Here is a 16,418-nt window from a genome sequence, read left to right on the forward strand (position 1 = left end):
TCAAAGATTTTAATTTATAACTATTTGACAATCTGTTGAATCTATGAGAGATTTTTACTTATAGTTTTTTGAAATTTTTGTGATAAGATCTTTCATCGTGGTTTTTAAAAATTCGGGTTCGATGATCTGGGCGTAATCGAAAAATGTGATCAGCCAGCGTGGGAATCCTTCGTCGATCCATTCGGTTTCGAAGGTCATTTCGGTACCGTTTTCGGTTTCTTTTTCTTCAGTTAATCCGTAATAAATCTTGGAATTATTCAGGTGACCGATAATTTTTTTATCTACCAAAAGTCTGACGATGGTTTTATTTCCGTTTGGGCTCTGGCGGTAGTCGTTGATTTGTCCGTACTCCTGCAGATAAGGATTTTGGGTTTTGGTAATGCTTAAAATCCGGTCGATTCTGAACTGCCTGAAATCATTTCTCAATGTGCAGTACGCAATCATATACCAGTAGCTGAATTCAAAAAATACACCTACCACTTCGAGGGTTCTTGTTGAGATTTTGTCGTCAACAGTTTTATATTCAATTGAAATCTGCTGTTTTTCTGCAATACTTTCTAAGATTGTCGGAATAATATTTTTTATCGTGTCTTCCTTCTTCGGATTGTAATTGTAAATACCAATCTGATTTTCAATATTCTGAATTAAGTTTTTATCTGAATTTCTTAAAACCGAACGCACTTTTTCCATAGCGGTCTGATAATGATTTCCTAAACTTTCGTGCGAGAATTTCTGCATCAGTTTTTCGGCAGTGATAAAACTCAAAACTTCTTCTTTGGTAAACATTACTGGTGGAAGTCTGTAGCCATCCATCAGAGAATAACCGCTCCCCGCTTCGCCAACAATCGGAATTCCGGCGTTTTCCAAGGTTTTCACATCACGGTAAATTGTTCTCACGCTCACTTCAAATTTTTCTGCCAAATCCTGTGCTCTTACAATCGGTTTTGACTGTAATTGCGTGAGAATTGCAGTGACGCGGTCGAGTTTTTTGAGGTAATGATCGTTCATTGAGGGTGAGTTCGAGAGTTTAGTGGTTTAGTGGTTTAGTGGTTTAGTGGTTTAGTGGTTTAGTAAAATTAATTTTTAATTTTTAATTCTTAGAGCCTGTTTAAAAATAATTAAAAAACAAATTTTAAACAGGCTCTTAATTCCTTAATCAATTATCTTTAAACGTATTCATCAGTTTATCCAGATTGAGACTCCTCGCAGATGCATCAAAAATCTCACGGTAAGTTCCGTTCATCTGAACCAGTTCGTCATGCGTTCCGCTTTCCACGACGTGGCCTTTTTTCATAACATAAATCTTATCTGAATCTAAAATCTGGGAAAGTGAATGTGAAATAATCACGACCGTTCTTCCTTCTTTGATCGCATCTAAAGAGTTTTTAATCTGTTCAGTCGCAATCGCATCGAGACTTGCCGTTGGTTCATCAAGGAAAATAATCGGTGGATTTTTGAGGAATAATCTTGCAATCGCAATTCTCTGTTGCTGTCCGCCCGAAAGCTGGGTGGCGTCATGCTGGTATTTTTCAGGCAGATCTGAAATCTGCTCGTGGAGATAGGCTTTTTTGGCGGCTTCTTCAATTTCTTCAAAACTCGCATTCATATTTCCGTACCGAATGTTGTCTTCGATACTTCCCTGAAAAATATGGTTTTTCTGTAAAACTAAACCTAGATCGTTTCTGAGATAAGCGTTTTCAAAATCGTTTAAGTCTACTTTATCAAGCAAAATTTCGCCTGAATCGGGAAGGTGAAATTTACATAAAAGATTGATAATCGTGGATTTTCCGGCTCCACTAAGGCCAACCAATGCTGTGGTTTTTCCGTTTTCGATGATCATTGAAACATTGTGCAACGCTTTTGTACCGTTGGGATAGGTGAAATCGATATTTCTGAGTTCAAAATTTCCTTTGATTTTATTTTCGACAAAAGTTCCGTTCGGCTCAGTCTCTGCGTCGGCATTTAAAATTTCAAAATATCCTTCGGCATAAATCATTGCATCATTCATATCATCATAAATTCTGTGAAGCTGTCTGATCGGCGACGAAACGTTATTAAACAACATGATGTGAAGCATAATCGCTCCCAAAGTCATCTGTTGATTTAAAACGAGATAAACCGTCAGCAAAATAATCAAAACCACCCCAATCTGCTCGATGAATGTTTTTAAACCTTCGTAAATAAAGCTGGTTTTTCGGGTGTACATCTGGCTTTCCATGAGCTGCATCTGGAGATCGTACTGTTTCTTACCTTCAAATTTTTCACGGACAAAACTTTTGATTACCAAAATGGAATTGATTAAATTTAATAATCCTGAAGTTTTCTGTTCACGCTGATTTCGGAGCTGCCTTCTTACGCCACCCAATTTCTTCGCCTGCATTGAAGTGACATAAAAATAAATCGGGACTATAATCGTAGAAACCAAACCGACATACACATTCTGCATGTACATAATCACCAAAGCAATAATGGCGTTGGAGAACATCGGCAAAATATCAATGAAAAAGTTCTGAACAAGTTTGGTTAAACTTTCAATTCCACGGTCGATTCTGGTCTGTAATTTTCCTGAAGCGTGGTTTTCGTCACTGAAATAGGCAACTTTATAGGTTAGAATTTTATCAATCGCTGACTGTGCCAAGACCGAACTTACATTAATCCTGATTTTTTCGCCATAAAATTTCTGTCCGAAACTGATAAAAATATTGGCAATTTCTTTTCCTAAAAGTATTGCGGAAATAATCAAAAGCACATGAATTCCTTCCGACATCGGACTGGGAAGCTTGGTTAATTTTTCAACCTTATCAACAGTATATTTCAAAACAACCGCATTGACCTGCGCCGTGATTGCTCCCAAAAAAGTGAGAAACAGCGTTCCGTAAATCATCAGACGGTAAGGTTTGATGAAGGGTTTCAGCTGTCTGTAGATCCCAAAAATACTGAGTGCGCGTGTGAAAGGTTTAGCCATGAATTGGTTTTAAATGAAAAACGTACCGTTTCTGTGAGAAAAGGTACGTTTTATAATATTTTTTGGCAAGTGAAATTTTACATCAATTGAAAGTGGTGCAACAATTTTCAATGTCAGGCAATACTCTTAATAACTCCATCTATATATTTTATCAATTAGAATCCAATTATCATTAATATTTTCGTACACGTCTAAACTACCACCACTATTTCCACGCTTAATTAAAATCATTGCTAATTTTTTATCGAAACTATAAATAACTTCAGAAAGCGAAATAGGAAAGTGTCGCCATTCGTTTAAATTTTCGTTATATCTATTAACTTTCTTCCAAATATTATTTGTTTCAATTTTCGATAAATTATTTTTTGAAGAATATATTATAATGCTGTCTTTCGAAAGTATATTTTTTTTATCATTTTTTAGAATAAAGAAGTTATTTCCAAGTTCCGTTTTGGTCCAATTTTTATTTTCGAAATTATAATTTTTAATTGCACTTTTCAATTCATCAAATTGATTTTGATTTAGGTTTTCGATTTCATTTTCATTCTCTAAAACTCTTTTGAAATAGTATTCAATATTTAGTTTTTCAGACATTACAATAAATCCATTTTCTTTCTGAACAGTTCCATAAAAATTTTGAGAAAAAATTACGTTAAAAAATAGCAATATTATAATCGCAAATAGTTTCTCTAAATAACGCTTCATATAGCACTGATTAACAATTAAATACACAAACTCCCAGTAACTTTTGAATTTGCCAAAATGGAAATTATTCTCACGAAAAAATCTCTATAAAAAACTTTTAAGATTATAATTTACCCTTCAAAAACATAAGTCGTCAGATAATGCAGTTCAGATTTGCTGGCTGCTTTGGAATCTGCTTCGGCTTGTTCTAATGAATAGTTTAGATTAATTTCTTTTTTCTGGAACACAAAAGAATTGTTGGCGTTTTTATCAACCACTTCACTGAAGATATGTTGAATATCTGAATTTCCTAATGAAGCAAAACTAATATCTTCAAAACCATACATCAGCCTCAAATCATCAAACTGAGCAAAATTTTCATCTACAAACCCCTGAAGCTGAGATTTCGAATCGAAATTTCCCGCCCAGATGTTGTAGGCATAGGTTTTCTTGCTCGGCTTGTCGAAAATACTTTGGTAAACGAAATTTTCTCCCAAATAAGCTTCTCTTACCTGCGGATCGTTTGCCAGTTCCTCGGGAAGACCTTCTTTCAGAATCTTTCCTTCGAACATAATGTAAGTTTTGTTGGTAATCGCCAAAGTCTGCTGTACGTTGTGATCGGTAATCAGAATTCCGATGTTTTTGTCGGTTAAGCTTCGTACAATTTTCTGAATATCTTCTACAGCAATCGGGTCTACTCCGGCAAAAGGCTCATCCAAAAGAATAAAGCTCGGGTCGGTCGCGAGACATCTTGCAATCTCAGTTCTTCGTCTTTCACCTCCTGAAAGTAAGTCTCCACGGTTTTTGCGGACGTGCTGCAGAGAAAATTCTTCAATCAACTCATCACATTTGATCTCCTGCTGCTTTTTTGAAAGTTTTGTGAGCTGTAAAACACCCATGATGTTGTCTTCTACAGACAATTTTCTGAAGATGGAAGCTTCCTGAGCCAGATATCCGATTCCTTTTTGGGCACGGCGATACATCGCATCGGTAGTGATTTCCTGCTTGTCGAGAAAGATTTTTCCTGAAGTAGGCTTAACCAACCCAACAATCATGTAAAATGAAGTGGTTTTTCCTGCTCCGTTCGGACCGAGCAAACCGACAATTTCTCCCTGCTGAACCTGTACCGAAACGCCTTTTACAACTTTCTTCGGGCCATATTCTTTGATTAAGTTTTCTCCGCGTAAAATCATAGAGGCAAAGATAAAGTTTTTTTGGATTGGAATGACAGTACAAAAAAACTGCACAGCCAAAAATTTTGACTGTACAGATTTGTAAAATTAAAGAAACTATTACTTTAGAAAGGGTTTTACCCTCGCCTGACCATCGTTAAGATAATCAAGCTTTAATAAAGATGCGATGATAGCGGGAACATCTTCAAGACCAATCTGATGAACATTCGATCCCGGTTTGAAACCTGCTCCCGAACCGATAAATCCGGTGTAAATATTAAAGAAATCCGGAAAGTATCCGTGCTTTCCGCCTGGTGCTTTTGAAAACAGGTCTCCGTCTTTTTTGTTGCTGAAAGAATATCCATCTTCTGCGGTGATGGCCAAAACAGCATTCGGATCAGGTTGAAATTCTTTCATCTGTTCGTCGCTGATGATTCTGAACATTTGCTTTTGAGCAAAAGGTAAATTATTCAGCATTTGCCTTACCTGAGCGGTTGTTTTCTTATCATTTTTATTTTTTAAATGTAAAAACGCCGAACCTCCGGTACTGAAAAAGAATGCTTTATCTGAAAGTCCTTTTTCTTTTAACCATAAATTAGCTGCAATGGAAGTGTGTGTCGTCACAAAACCATGATCTCCGGTGATGATGATGGCCGTATTTTCCATCATTTTTTCCTGTTCTAAAGTTTCGATGATGGTGGCAATCGCCTGATCAGCTCCTGCAATCGCTCTTTCCACAGGCAAACCTTCTCTTCCTACAGAATGCTGAGCTCCGTCGGTAATCGGTAAGTGAAGCGTAAGCAAATTCGGGTGGTATTTTTTGATGATATGACTGGCAATTCTCCCCAAATTCTGATCCATTCTTCTGGTCTGAAGGTTGAATTCTTTCATTTCCATTTCTCCCGTAGCTTCTTTTACCACTTCTTCAAACAAACCTTTTGGATTGGCATATTTACTCGTTGCTTCTCTTCGGTCTGAAGGATTGTCGAATGACCATATTTCAGGAATATTGTAATCGATATGCGGATTATTCACTGTTACCGGCCATGAAACCGAAGCAGTTGTTAATCCTTTCTTCTTTGCGGCTTCCCAGATTGTGGGAGCTTTTACTTCCTTGAAATCATAAACCCAGCCTTCATTATCGCCATTTTCTCCGATGGTGGTGTTGTAATAAATTCCGTGTTTTGCAGGGAAAACTCCGGTGGTTAAAGTGGTGTGCGAAGGATACGTTACCGATGGAAAAATCGTACGGACCTGATCTGCATACATTCCTTTTTGGGCAAGCATTTTAAGATTTACGGTAGAATATCTTTCTTCTGTGTAAAAATTAGGTCTGAATCCGTCGATGCTAATTAAGATTACATTTTTCACTTCCTGAGCAGACAGACTGATTGCCTGTACACCAAGAATTATTGCTAAAATATATTTTTTCATTTAATTTAAAATTTAAAAAAACGGAACAATATCCTGAGATGTTTTGTTGCTGATAATTACCTTGTTCATGTCATGCTTCATCGTCACCGTTTTTGTTACAGGATCTGTAGTAAAATCGTCGTAAGCTCCGTTTGCAGGTATAAATGTTGGGATTAAAGCTTTCTTGTATTCTGCTGTAACATTAGAATTATTATCGCTTTCAATCTGAGAAATCGGGAATTTTATTCCTAAATCCGTCAATCTTCTTCCTTCTGCAAAGAAAATTTCCTGACGCATCAGATAAATTAAATATAAAACCTCATCCTGTGTAGCTGCTGCCGTAACATCTGCCAAAACCACACTCGTTCCCGAAACTCTTTTCACCGTAATATTTGCCGTCTGTCTGTTTAAAACATGTCCTTGCTTTACCGGACTTGAAGCATCAAAACGAACTCCAACAGCTGTTAGCGGATAATCGGTACGGTTTCCTCCGTTTCTGGTTTCACCTTTATCGCTGATAGATGCGGTTGCTCTTCCCGGAATTACCGTTTGAATCAAAGTCTGAAGCTGGGTTTTTGCTCCAGCGATATTTCCTTCGCTTAGTAAAGCTTCAGCAAGAATTAGGTAAGCTTCTTCTGATTTCGCTAAAGTTACAGGCTTCTGATCTGTTGATGCAGTTCCCTGATAAAAATATTTCGGGTCTAAAAAATCTAATCTTGGAAGTGGAGCCAAACGATTCGGCAATGCATCGAAAGTTCCGTTTTGTATTTCATTTCCGGCTCCGTTTTGTCCGTCGAAGGTAATTTGACTTAAAAAATTAGCACTTTGAGAAATGATTTCATTAGACATTAATTTGGCATTCGCCACATCTCCTAAACCGTAATAGGCTCTGGCTTTTAATAATTTATATTTTAAAATATTGTTCGCATTAGTTTCCAAAGCAATTGCCTGATCCAAATCGCCAACAGCCCTTTCCAACAAACCCTTAGAATTCACCACCGGACCTAAAGAAGATCCTGGAAGTCCTACAAACAATTCTCCACCCAAAAGATTGGCGTAAGCACGGTAAAAATACATCGCTGCTTTATCGGCATTGGTCGTTGCAGGATCAGCCACTGCCACTTTCGTGATTCCGTAATCAGCCATTTCCCTTAAGGCAAGAATTTGCGCCTGTAATGTGTTTACATCCGGATCGAAATAATCGATCTGAAGTCTGTCGAAAACTTTGGTGTACTGCGTGTAATTGTTAAAATAATTATCTGAAGCAATCTCAACATTTATGGTTACGGCATTTGTTGTTAAAGCCAACTGTCTTTGCAAACCGACCATCCAGCTTTTTGCAGAGTTGGGTGTTGAAAGATAAATATCTTCGGTCACATTCGGGTTTTCTATACATGAAACGGCTGTAAGAGCAATTCCGGAAAACAATATGCTTGATAGAATAATTTTTTTCATGATGATTAAAAATTGAATTTTAATGATAAAATAAACTGTCTCGGCGCTGAATAGGTAGCGTAAGAAATACCTCCTGTACTCGCTCCACCCTGACCTTGGGAAGCTCCACTCAAAGTAGCTTCCGGATCAAATGATGAAGAGGTAAAATTGAAAGGATTGGCTGCAGAGAAACCGATATTTAAAGATTTAAAGAAGTTTGTATTTTTAGGAACAAAATCGTAGCTCATCCCGATGTTTCTCACTTTCAGGAAATCTGTTTTTTCCACAAACATATTGGTAAACTGAAGCCAGTTGACTCTTCCGTTGGCAGCAATTTCTCCTGCCGGAATATAATCTTCCGAAGCTCCGTAATTGTATCTGAACTGTGCATCCCAATTGGCTGCATAAGCTCCTGCCTGATAACTTGCGTTGGCAAATAAATTGAATTTTTTATATCTGAAATTCAAACCAAAACTTCCGAAAAGAGTTGGAATGGTATTTCCTAAATTCTGCTGTGGCAAAGATTCTTTCAAAACTCCATTTTCATCAAAAACACCGTAATTTCCTCTGATAAAACCAATCGACTGACCTTCCTGAACGACCGTCTGCAAAGTTCTTTCGCTAAATCCGTTGATGTTGAAAGCCGGAGCTCCTCCGGAATCTAAAACTACGTTATCTAAAGTATTTACTGATGCATTAAAGCTTAAAGTCACATCTTTTGTTTCGATTGGAGTGACATTTAAACTGAATTCAAAACCTTTGTTTTCAATTTTTCCGATGTTGTGAAGCTGGCTCACGTTAAATCCTGTAGAAGGTGCCGATCTGATGTAAAACAAAGCATCTCTGGTAAGTGAACGGTAATATCCTGCCGATAAATTAATTCTGTTTTTTAAGAATGAAATATCAAAACCTCCTTCTGCTGTTTCTGTTTTTTCAGGACGAAGATCATCATTCCCGGGCTGACCGAAAAACGCAGCCTGCTGACCACCAAAACCACCGAATTTAATGGTTCTTTCATTGGCATACGCCGGAGGTAAATTCCCTGCAATACCGTAACTTCCTCTTAATCTCAATGAACTCACGATTTTATTTTCAAACCATGGTTCAGAAGAAATCACATAAGAAACTCCTGCTTTTGGATAAAACTGAGTTCCGATATTTTTACCGAACGCCGGGTTTCTGTCGCCTCTTATCCCCAAATCAAGGAATAATTTGTCTTTGTAGCCAATATTTCCCTGAATATAAGCTCCGTAATTTAAAACCTGTGTTAAAAATTCATCTGATGTTCTTACAGCCGCATCGGTAATGGTCTGCGCCCCGTCTCTAATGTTGGTTCCGCTGAAAAGCACCTGTCTGTCTTCGTTTCTGAACAACTGACCACCAAAACTGGTGATGAATGAAAAATTGTTTAAATCTAATTTATGCTGACCCGTTAGTTCTAAAGTAATCCCAAGATAATTTCTTGAAATATTAGAAATACTTCCTTGATCCAAAATCGGTGTTCCTCTCGTTGCAGTTAGATATTCATTGGTGGTCACTGTATTTTGATCCTGAATTCTGTAATCTAAACCTCCTGTAAATCTGAAATTTAAATTCTTTAATGGTTCATATTTAAAAATCTGAGAAGTCGTGAAACGGTTGACTGTAATCTGATTATCCTGAAGACGTTCTGCATTATCTACAAAAGCTTTCATTGCCTGATATTGTTCTTCCGTCATTTCATCCAGACGGTTGTTGAAGCCAGGACCTGTAATTTTTGAAGCTCCCGATTCTGCAAACCAAAGACCGGTGTAGCCACCCTGATTTCCATTACGGCTTCTTTTGTACTGATTTCTGACGTACATAAATGAACTTTCATACTTTAATTTCTCAGCCAATTTTGCCTGAAAACCTGTGCTGAAATCTATTTTCTGATTTTCGTTCTGATCATGGATCTGTACTCCCGAACTGTTAAAGAAGCTTCCTGAAAAGTTGTATCCAAAATCTTTCTCGCTTTTTCCATTGATGTTTAATCGGTATTTTTGATAATATCCGTTTTCAAAAAGAAGGTCTTTTGTTCTTTTAAAGTGAAGAAAATCGTTGGTAGGCGTTTCAATACCGTTTTCAGCGGTTAATGAAAAGCTGGTTCCTCTTTTTCCTCCTTTTTTAGTAAAAATCTGAATAACTCCGTTGGCGGCATCAGAACCGTACAATGTTGTCGCTGCACCCCCGTTGATGTATTCAATTTTTTCAATGTTATCCATCGGAATATCGGCAATAGCACTCATCGAAGAACCTTGAGCAGAACCGCCCAATGCTGATCTTGTATTGAGGTTATCCATACGTACCCCATCCAGATAAATAATCGGTGTAGAATTTAAAAAGGCAGAATTCACCCCTCTTGCTCTGATGAGAGAGGTAGAACCAGCCTGACCTCCTGTCAAATTAATTTGAGCATTAGGAAGCTGTGTTGCCAAAAGCTGATCAATTCTCTGAGCTGGAAGTTTTTCCAGATCTTCACCATTGATCGTAGTTACTTTGGTAGAGATTCTTTTTTTGCTGATTGCACTACCCTGACCTGTAATCACAACCCCTTCAATCGCCTGTTCTCTCGGTTTGATCGTATCCCTAACAGATTTAAAAGAAAAAATCTGGTTCACATCAATTTTCTTTGATTTCCCTTTTCTGATGGTTACCGTATTATTTTTAATGAAATAATCGATTCCATATTGAGATTTCAGATAAGAAAGTGCAAGATTTAAAGAATTAAAATCTATTTTTCTTTCGTCTACATAGATGTTTCCGACATCCGAAATAGAATAGAAAAATTGTTTCCCTGTGGTTTTACTGAGTCTGTCGAAGACTTTGGGTAAAGAAACGGTAGCGTTTTTTACCTGATTGTTCGTTGTATCATTGTGCGTAGCAGCGTAAGTCTGTTGGAAAAATGCAGCTGCAACAAGCACAACGCTAATTGCTGTTTTTTTCATAAATTAGCGAAAATTAGTTTTTGTTATTACTAGTTTATCATTTTCAGGCATCGGTAATGTGGCGTTATCGATGCTTTATTTTTTCATTTCTATATTTTGATCATCTGTATTTTTAATATTCAGATCAAAAGGAAAACTGATGATGCTGAGTATTTCTTCAAGATTTCCGTTGAATGATCCGTTAACCATTTCATTTTTAAATTCCTGAGGATATTTAATTTTAATCAGATAAACCTCTTCCAAAGTTTCAATTACTTCGCTGTATTTCTGGTTTTCAAATGTGAACTGCTTCTTCACCGAAGGTTCCAGAAAAACGGAATGTTCTCCATCTTCATCCAACTTCCAGATTTGCTTTGGACTCAGAAAAACCTGCTGTTTTTTATAATCGATTTTTACTTTTCCTTCTGTAAGATGTACCGTTTTCTCCGATGATGTCTGGTCTAAATAAAACTGTGTTCCCAAAACCTCAACATCAAATTCTTCAGCATTAATTTTAAAAGGAAGCGCTTTATTTTTAGCAATATTGAAAAAACCTTTACCTCTGAAAACAACATTCCTGTTTTCTTCTCCAAATTTTTCACTGATAATCAGACTGCTTCCGGTTTCAAGCGTAATGATACTTCCATCTTTAAGCTTATAAACTTTCTTCTGTTGATTTGCAGAAATGGTAATCTCGCTATCTTTTTTTCCGAAATCATTTACATTCATCAGAAAAACTCCGGTCATTAGAGGAATTGCAACTGCTGCAGCCCAGTAAAATCTCGTTACTCTTTTTCTTTTCTGAATATACTGATCTACGTTTGCCCAGATTTCCTGATCGGTTTCTTTATCTAATAATTGCTTTTCTTCTGAAACGCTTTTCCAGCGTCTGTGTTCTTTTTCCATAAATTTTGGTGTACATATAGAATTACGCAGAGACAAAAAAAATTCCACCTTAAAAAGATGGAATTCATGATTTGTTTAAACGAATTAATATTGAATTAAAAAACAGACAGGTTTGAACGCAGAAATGTGATGGTTTTATTAATTCTCTTTTCTATTGCGGACTTAGAAAGATTGTAATCATCGCCAATTTCAGTAAGACTTACCTTTTCCACTTTGTTGAGAACGAGCATTTCTTTAGAATCTTCAGGAAGATTATTAAGAAGCAAATTCATTTTGTTGATTTTTTCTTCTTTTAGATTTTCTTCTTCGTCGAAACTTTCAAAATTTTCAGCAGAAATCCCTTCATCAAAAGCATCAAAATCTAATCTGTTTTTGCGGTAAAAGTTTGAAATTTCCTGATTGCAGGTTTTAAAAATTACAGATTCTAAAGTGTTTCTGTTTTTGAGCGAATCTCTGTGCTTCCAGAGATGGATGAAAATTTCCTGGGTAATATCGTTGATGTCGTCGCCGTTTTTAATGCTTTTCTTTATGTAGAAATAGACTTGGTGTTTGTAAAGGTCATATATTTCTTTAAAGGAACTCATTTTAAAGCATATCGATTGATGATAATGCTGCAAAATTATCCAAACTAATGTCGGCTAAAGAATGTTATGTATTAAATAAAAGTAAAATATTTTGAAATTTTTAGTTAAAAACAGGTTGTTTTCTTTTGATTTTTTTGAAAAGTACAATTTAAAGTTTATTTTTCTCAGGGATATTTGATTGGTTCAGCCTAAATGATTTTAAAACAAAAAATAACAGCAGCGCACCAACTATAAGATGTAAACCGGAAGCCGACAAAACTGCAAAAATTTCGTCCTGTGTAGAATAACTGCTCCAGGCTGAGACTCTGTCACTGAAAATACTGAGATTTCCCAAAAAAGAAAAAAAAAGAAAAAGGATAATGATAAAAGGGGTTATCAGTTTTTTCAAATTTAATTTATCTGTTACAAAAAGAATTATCGGTATAAAAACCGTACAAATAACCGAAAAAAACAATACTTCTGACCAGTACGAACATTCTGCGCATGAAGAGGAAACATCATCTGAAAATGACCTCATCGACAAATAAGAGGTTACATATAAAAAGACGAAAAAAATTAGGCTTACGGTAAAATAGTGTTTTTTACTCATTGTTTCACTGGTGTTTTAGATTTTTCAAAAATAAACATTCCTCCCTGAAGAAGCCCTCCTGGAGAGCTGCCAGATGTTGGCAGTAAAAATGCGCCATCAGAATTCCAAAGAGATTCATCCCATCTACTGCTCCCGAAAGTTGATCTGTACCAATCTTTAGGATTAAACGGACTGCTTACGCTTTCATCTTCTATCGTCATATATTTAGCTTTAAATTCTTTATTTCCGCCATCATTCCAAGTCGAGGTGTAATTACTTCGTCTGAGATAAGCATATACTTTTGCATCCAAATGATCCGCAAGCTTTTGTGCAAGACTTTCTTCGGGCTTCACAAGTTTCAGAGCTTCTGCGTCATATTCATATTTTGGATTTAGGGTCACATATCTGTCGTCAGAATTTCCTGTACGACAGGCATAAGAAAAAATTTCAGGCTTTACGGCAAAAGACTCTTTTTTCAACTGTGAAACATGTTCATTTTTAAAACGTTGAGCTTCTTCGTTATCACCATCCAGTCCAAAATCAAGAACTTTTGGAAGGCCATGGGCAAAAATCTTTAAAGTTGCCACTTTTATTTTGCCACGATCAACAGTTGTGTCACCATTATTGATGTAATTAATAAGTTCTGTAACTGTATTTATTTTTTTGAAATACAGATTGGAATTCCACTTTTTAGCATCTCTTTTAATGATACTCAACTGCATTTCAGTAAACTGATCACTAAAAATAACAATGTTTGCGTGCTTGTGACTTTTATAAAACTGTCTAATCTCACGCACAGCCTGCGCAGGAAACATGAGCTTGTTTCCATAGTTTTGAGAATGTTGCTCTGTACCTACAACAATCAGGATTTCACCTTGCATAATCTCTGCTTTGGCATGAACATCGGGTGTTTGCAGAAATGCAAAAATCTTTAAGTGATGAGCATTTGAAGGAGTCTGAACCTGATGCACAATTTCTTTCATTTCTTTGTTTGAAACATCATGCAGAATATTTTTTCTACCGGATGAATCATATTCTGAAGCCCATTTTAATATTTTCAGCTCATCCTTTTCAGGTTCTCTATTGAATTTTGCTTTGTAAGTATACCATTTGCCTTTTTCAACAGAATCAACGAGTTCATTTTTCTCATTAAATGGACCTTCTACTTTAATAACCTTCAATGTTTCCTTGCGCGGTTGATTAACATCATGATTTACTCCGCCACTTTGTCCGTTCTGCACCTGTCTTCCGCCGGCACTATTTTTTGTTATTTTGCTTTCCTCAAGAATGCCTCCGTTGGCATTTCCTCTTATATTTTTTGCGAAGACCTGTATTCTTCCTTTCTTCTGCTGATTTTCCATTCATTTTAATTTTAAAAATTCTTCCTTCCAGCGGTATAGAAATAGAATCTGATTTATCTTTTGAAAAAAAATCTTAATTACCTCAAGAATTTATAATTAATTTCTTTTCCATCACCACATTTATACAGAATATGATATTTGTAAAAATTAGGATGCAGGTGTAATTTATCAATTTCTGACTTTGTACCCTGAGCTTTATTTTTTAAACTTATTGTATCTGCATTGCATGGAATACCACTAACTACAACAGTATATGTTGTGGTGTCTTTTGGTGCAGTGATATTGTATTTAGGTTCTCTCCAAACTTCTTTTGCTGTATAATTTTGTTTGATCTTTTCAAACAGCACCTTCTCATCAGTTCTCAGTTCTCCGTCTCCCGGAGTTGTAAGCCATAATACTATTATAAATCCATACCTAATTACCAAAACAATAAAAATGATAAATAATGCAAAAATGATCAACGTCTTTTTTTTCATAATCTAAAACTTGTAATTTTCATATTCGTTTAGGGCATGATTATAAACTGATTTAATTGGTTTTAAATTTATAAAATATCAATTTCTTCTTTTGATTTAAGAATTAATTTATCATGTCGTATTCTGATTATTAAATAAGAATTTTAAAAATAGATCAGTAATGATGACAACTTACTATTTTAAGTAAAAGTGCACTATTTTAAGCTAAGATAATCTGATTCAAAATACTCGTTCCCATTAACTTTGAAACTAATAATTGAAGGTTTGGACGATGAAAAAGGTGAAAGACCCTTTTTTCTGCTGACAGCCTGATTTTTTATATCAGTTATAAAGTATTGTTTTGATCCAATTTTAAATGCAATCGTGTCTTGTGCAATAAGCTCTATTTTACCATTCTCGAATTTCATTGATGATAAAATAGGATTTTCTGAAGAAATTTCAAATTTTCCGCTATTGATATCTTTACCTTTTCTGTTTACTGAAATTTTACTGCCCAGCACATCACTTTTATTACTGTTTTCAATTACAAAAACAAAGTTGAAATCACTGGATAAAATCTTTTGAGAATCATTTTTTTGTCCGCATGCAATACAGAAAATAAAGATGCAAATAAAAAGAGAGCAGAATTTATTTATATTTAATATACCCATAAAAATTTGTATTAAAAACAATTGACCTGAATTGCTGTGCATTGTATTCCTGTGCCCAGCAATAATAAGAAAATGTATATTTTTTTGTTTTTGTATCTATAGATAATCCACCGTTGTACACAATCCAGTGATAGTTGGTGAGTGATCCTAAAAAACTTATACTGTCCTCAAGCATATCAGAATCAATCAGAAGAATTATTTTCCAGCCAGCATTAAAATCTGCCTCGATAGACTCCAGATCGCTTTGGTAATTTAAGCCTGTTATAATATGTGTTTTATCTTCTACTTCTGTTGCACCGTGCAGTTCTCTTGCAGCTTTCACCATATAAGACGGCCAGTTTATCGCATCCCAGTCTTCACCATCTTTGCCTGTGTAGCTCAGATTGTCTGAACTTCTTGTGCCCACCAAAGAAATCCAGTCCGCCTGAGGCATCAGAGTCCCACTTTTGAAGTGTGGGTAATCATCATTATCCTGAGAAGGCTTCATCTCATAAATTTCTTCATTTGGTTTCAGCTTAAATTGATTTATCTCTCCTTCACCAGTTCTGAAAAATTTTCTGTATATCTGATAATAAGCTTCCTGATTGATCTTCGCATAAATGTACAAGATAGCTGCTGTTCCACAAAGCGAAGTTGCACTTTGATTAATTAACCGTGGATTATTTTTTCGTATTTTTAATTCATTTTCAACAATTTGACCGTCAAACCATCTGAATCTGTTGTGCATAAAAACCGGAAATTTGCCTTCAGATTCGGCATTTTCTATAAATGCTTTAACTTCAAGATTACTTCCGCAACATTCATTGGATGAAAACCTAAGATTTATTTCAGGACCACGGCAATCTTTATTCTGAAGAATATTTTCGTCGACTCTTCCCGTTTCCGGATCAGTGTATTTCAGAGCCCAACGAATATTATTGGGATTTTTAGGTTCTCCATTTGTAAACTCTTTCGCTTTGAAGCGATATGTTTTATTAAAAAGAACTCCCTTTTTAGTATAAGTTTTTGAACCGTCATTGGCTGATCCATCATCCAATTCATCAAGACATTCAATAGTAATTACCCTTGTATCTTCAATTAATTTCCTTCCCTGATTAATGTCATGATTTACACCGCCACCGCGACCGTTCTGAACCTGTCTTCCACCAGCTACATTTCTTGTAAATCTGCTTTCTTCCAAGATACTTCCATTAGCATTACCTCTTATATTTTTAGCAAAGACTTGGATTCTCCCTTTTTTAGACTGATTCTCCATTGCAG

13 protein-coding genes and 1 pseudogene are annotated in these 16,418 nt (G+C 35.9%); 1 reads left to right on the forward strand and 13 read right to left on the reverse strand.

Annotated elements, in window-relative coordinates:
* Window positions 1–54: 54 nt before the first annotated feature.
* The 9 genes and pseudogenes from AC2A1G_RS11680 to AC2A1G_RS11720 form a co-directional block, all read right to left on the reverse strand.
* Window positions 55–1,008 carry a helix-turn-helix transcriptional regulator gene (locus tag AC2A1G_RS11680; protein ID WP_484047093.1) on the reverse strand — a complete coding sequence of 318 codons (954 nt, stop codon included), beginning with the start codon at window positions 1,006–1,008 and terminating at the stop codon, window positions 55–57.
* A gap of 148 nt (window positions 1,009–1,156) precedes the next feature.
* Window positions 1,157–2,884, reverse strand: coding sequence for an ABC transporter ATP-binding protein (locus tag AC2A1G_RS11685; RefSeq protein ID WP_484047248.1), 1,728 nt, complete (start codon window positions 2,882–2,884; stop codon window positions 1,157–1,159).
* A 207-nt stretch (window positions 2,885–3,091) separates the two neighbouring features.
* Window positions 3,092–3,670 carry a hypothetical protein gene (locus tag AC2A1G_RS11690; RefSeq protein ID WP_484047094.1) on the reverse strand — a complete coding sequence of 193 codons (579 nt, stop codon included), beginning with the start codon at window positions 3,668–3,670 and terminating at the stop codon, window positions 3,092–3,094.
* Window positions 3,671–4,116: 446 nt separating this feature from the next.
* Window positions 4,117–4,842: pseudogene (gene lptB, locus AC2A1G_RS11695) on the reverse strand (LPS export ABC transporter ATP-binding protein); the annotation flags it as partial.
* A 99-nt stretch (window positions 4,843–4,941) separates the two neighbouring features.
* The gene (locus AC2A1G_RS11700) at window positions 4,942–6,255 is read right to left on the reverse strand and encodes an alkaline phosphatase family protein (RefSeq protein ID WP_484047095.1); all 1,314 of its coding nucleotides are present in this window, start codon (window positions 6,253–6,255) and stop codon (window positions 4,942–4,944) included.
* Between the two features lie 12 nt (window positions 6,256–6,267).
* A complete protein-coding gene (locus AC2A1G_RS11705; RefSeq protein WP_484047096.1) occupies window positions 6,268–7,689 on the reverse strand; it encodes a RagB/SusD family nutrient uptake outer membrane protein in 1,422 nt (473 codons plus the stop codon).
* Window positions 7,690–7,694: 5 nt separating this feature from the next.
* On the reverse strand, window positions 7,695–10,634 hold the full coding sequence (locus tag AC2A1G_RS11710) for a TonB-dependent receptor domain-containing protein (protein WP_484047097.1): 2,940 nt from the start codon (window positions 10,632–10,634) through the stop codon (window positions 7,695–7,697).
* Window positions 10,635–10,709: 75 nt separating this feature from the next.
* On the reverse strand, window positions 10,710–11,519 hold the full coding sequence (locus tag AC2A1G_RS11715) for a FecR family protein (protein WP_484047098.1): 810 nt from the start codon (window positions 11,517–11,519) through the stop codon (window positions 10,710–10,712).
* Window positions 11,520–11,614: 95 nt separating this feature from the next.
* Window positions 11,615–12,103, reverse strand: a complete 489-nt coding sequence (locus AC2A1G_RS11720) for a sigma-70 family RNA polymerase sigma factor (protein WP_484047099.1) — start codon at window positions 12,101–12,103, stop codon at window positions 11,615–11,617.
* Between the two features lie 359 nt (window positions 12,104–12,462).
* Between AC2A1G_RS11720 and AC2A1G_RS11725 the strand changes: the two genes are divergently transcribed.
* A complete protein-coding gene (locus AC2A1G_RS11725) occupies window positions 12,463–12,630 on the forward strand; it encodes a hypothetical protein (protein WP_484047100.1) in 168 nt (55 codons plus the stop codon).
* 58 nt (window positions 12,631–12,688) lie between these two features.
* Here AC2A1G_RS11725 and AC2A1G_RS11730 read toward each other — a convergent pair whose 3' ends face one another.
* From AC2A1G_RS11730 to AC2A1G_RS11745, 4 genes are all read right to left on the reverse strand, one after another.
* The gene (locus AC2A1G_RS11730; protein WP_484047101.1) at window positions 12,689–14,032 is read right to left on the reverse strand and encodes a hypothetical protein; all 1,344 of its coding nucleotides are present in this window, start codon (window positions 14,030–14,032) and stop codon (window positions 12,689–12,691) included.
* A gap of 77 nt (window positions 14,033–14,109) precedes the next feature.
* Window positions 14,110–14,508, reverse strand: a complete 399-nt coding sequence (locus AC2A1G_RS11735; protein WP_484047102.1) for a hypothetical protein — start codon at window positions 14,506–14,508, stop codon at window positions 14,110–14,112.
* A 194-nt stretch (window positions 14,509–14,702) separates the two neighbouring features.
* Window positions 14,703–15,158 (reverse strand): hypothetical protein, encoded by a 456-nt coding sequence (locus AC2A1G_RS11740; RefSeq protein ID WP_484047103.1) that lies wholly within the window; start codon window positions 15,156–15,158, stop codon window positions 14,703–14,705.
* Window positions 15,136–16,413 (reverse strand): hypothetical protein, encoded by a 1,278-nt coding sequence (locus AC2A1G_RS11745; RefSeq protein ID WP_484047104.1) that lies wholly within the window; start codon window positions 16,411–16,413, stop codon window positions 15,136–15,138. The genes AC2A1G_RS11740 and AC2A1G_RS11745 overlap by 23 nt, the downstream gene beginning before the upstream one ends.
* Window positions 16,414–16,418: the final 5 nt, after the last annotated feature.

Source organism: Chryseobacterium sp. HNCC26DJ240, from assembly GCF_057180485.1.

What these genes read in the sequence shown, in the direction of transcription:
- AC2A1G_RS11725 (WP_484047100.1), top strand. Translation starts at nt 12,463, where the DNA reads ATGATAAAAGGGGTTATCAGTTTTTTCAAATTTAATTTATCTGTTACA.
- AC2A1G_RS11690 (WP_484047094.1), bottom strand. Translation starts at nt 3,670, where the DNA reads ATGAAGCGTTATTTAGAGAAACTATTTGCGATTATAATATTGCTATTT.
- AC2A1G_RS11710 (WP_484047097.1), bottom strand. Translation starts at nt 10,634, where the DNA reads ATGAAAAAAACAGCAATTAGCGTTGTGCTTGTTGCAGCTGCATTTTTC.
- AC2A1G_RS11735 (WP_484047102.1), bottom strand. Translation starts at nt 14,508, where the DNA reads ATGAAAAAAAAGACGTTGATCATTTTTGCATTATTTATCATTTTTATT.
- AC2A1G_RS11700 (WP_484047095.1), bottom strand. Translation starts at nt 6,255, where the DNA reads ATGAAAAAATATATTTTAGCAATAATTCTTGGTGTACAGGCAATCAGT.
- AC2A1G_RS11680 (WP_484047093.1), bottom strand. Translation starts at nt 1,008, where the DNA reads ATGAACGATCATTACCTCAAAAAACTCGACCGCGTCACTGCAATTCTC.
- AC2A1G_RS11745 (WP_484047104.1), bottom strand. Translation starts at nt 16,413, where the DNA reads ATGGAGAATCAGTCTAAAAAAGGGAGAATCCAAGTCTTTGCTAAAAAT.
- AC2A1G_RS11720 (WP_484047099.1), bottom strand. Translation starts at nt 12,103, where the DNA reads ATGAGTTCCTTTAAAGAAATATATGACCTTTACAAACACCAAGTCTAT.
- AC2A1G_RS11715 (WP_484047098.1), bottom strand. Translation starts at nt 11,519, where the DNA reads ATGGAAAAAGAACACAGACGCTGGAAAAGCGTTTCAGAAGAAAAGCAA.
- AC2A1G_RS11685 (WP_484047248.1), bottom strand. Translation starts at nt 2,884, where the DNA reads ATGATTTACGGAACGCTGTTTCTCACTTTTTTGGGAGCAATCACGGCG.
- AC2A1G_RS11730 (WP_484047101.1), bottom strand. Translation starts at nt 14,032, where the DNA reads ATGGAAAATCAGCAGAAGAAAGGAAGAATACAGGTCTTCGCAAAAAAT.
- AC2A1G_RS11740 (WP_484047103.1), bottom strand. Translation starts at nt 15,158, where the DNA reads ATGGGTATATTAAATATAAATAAATTCTGCTCTCTTTTTATTTGCATC.
- AC2A1G_RS11705 (WP_484047096.1), bottom strand. Translation starts at nt 7,689, where the DNA reads ATGAAAAAAATTATTCTATCAAGCATATTGTTTTCCGGAATTGCTCTT.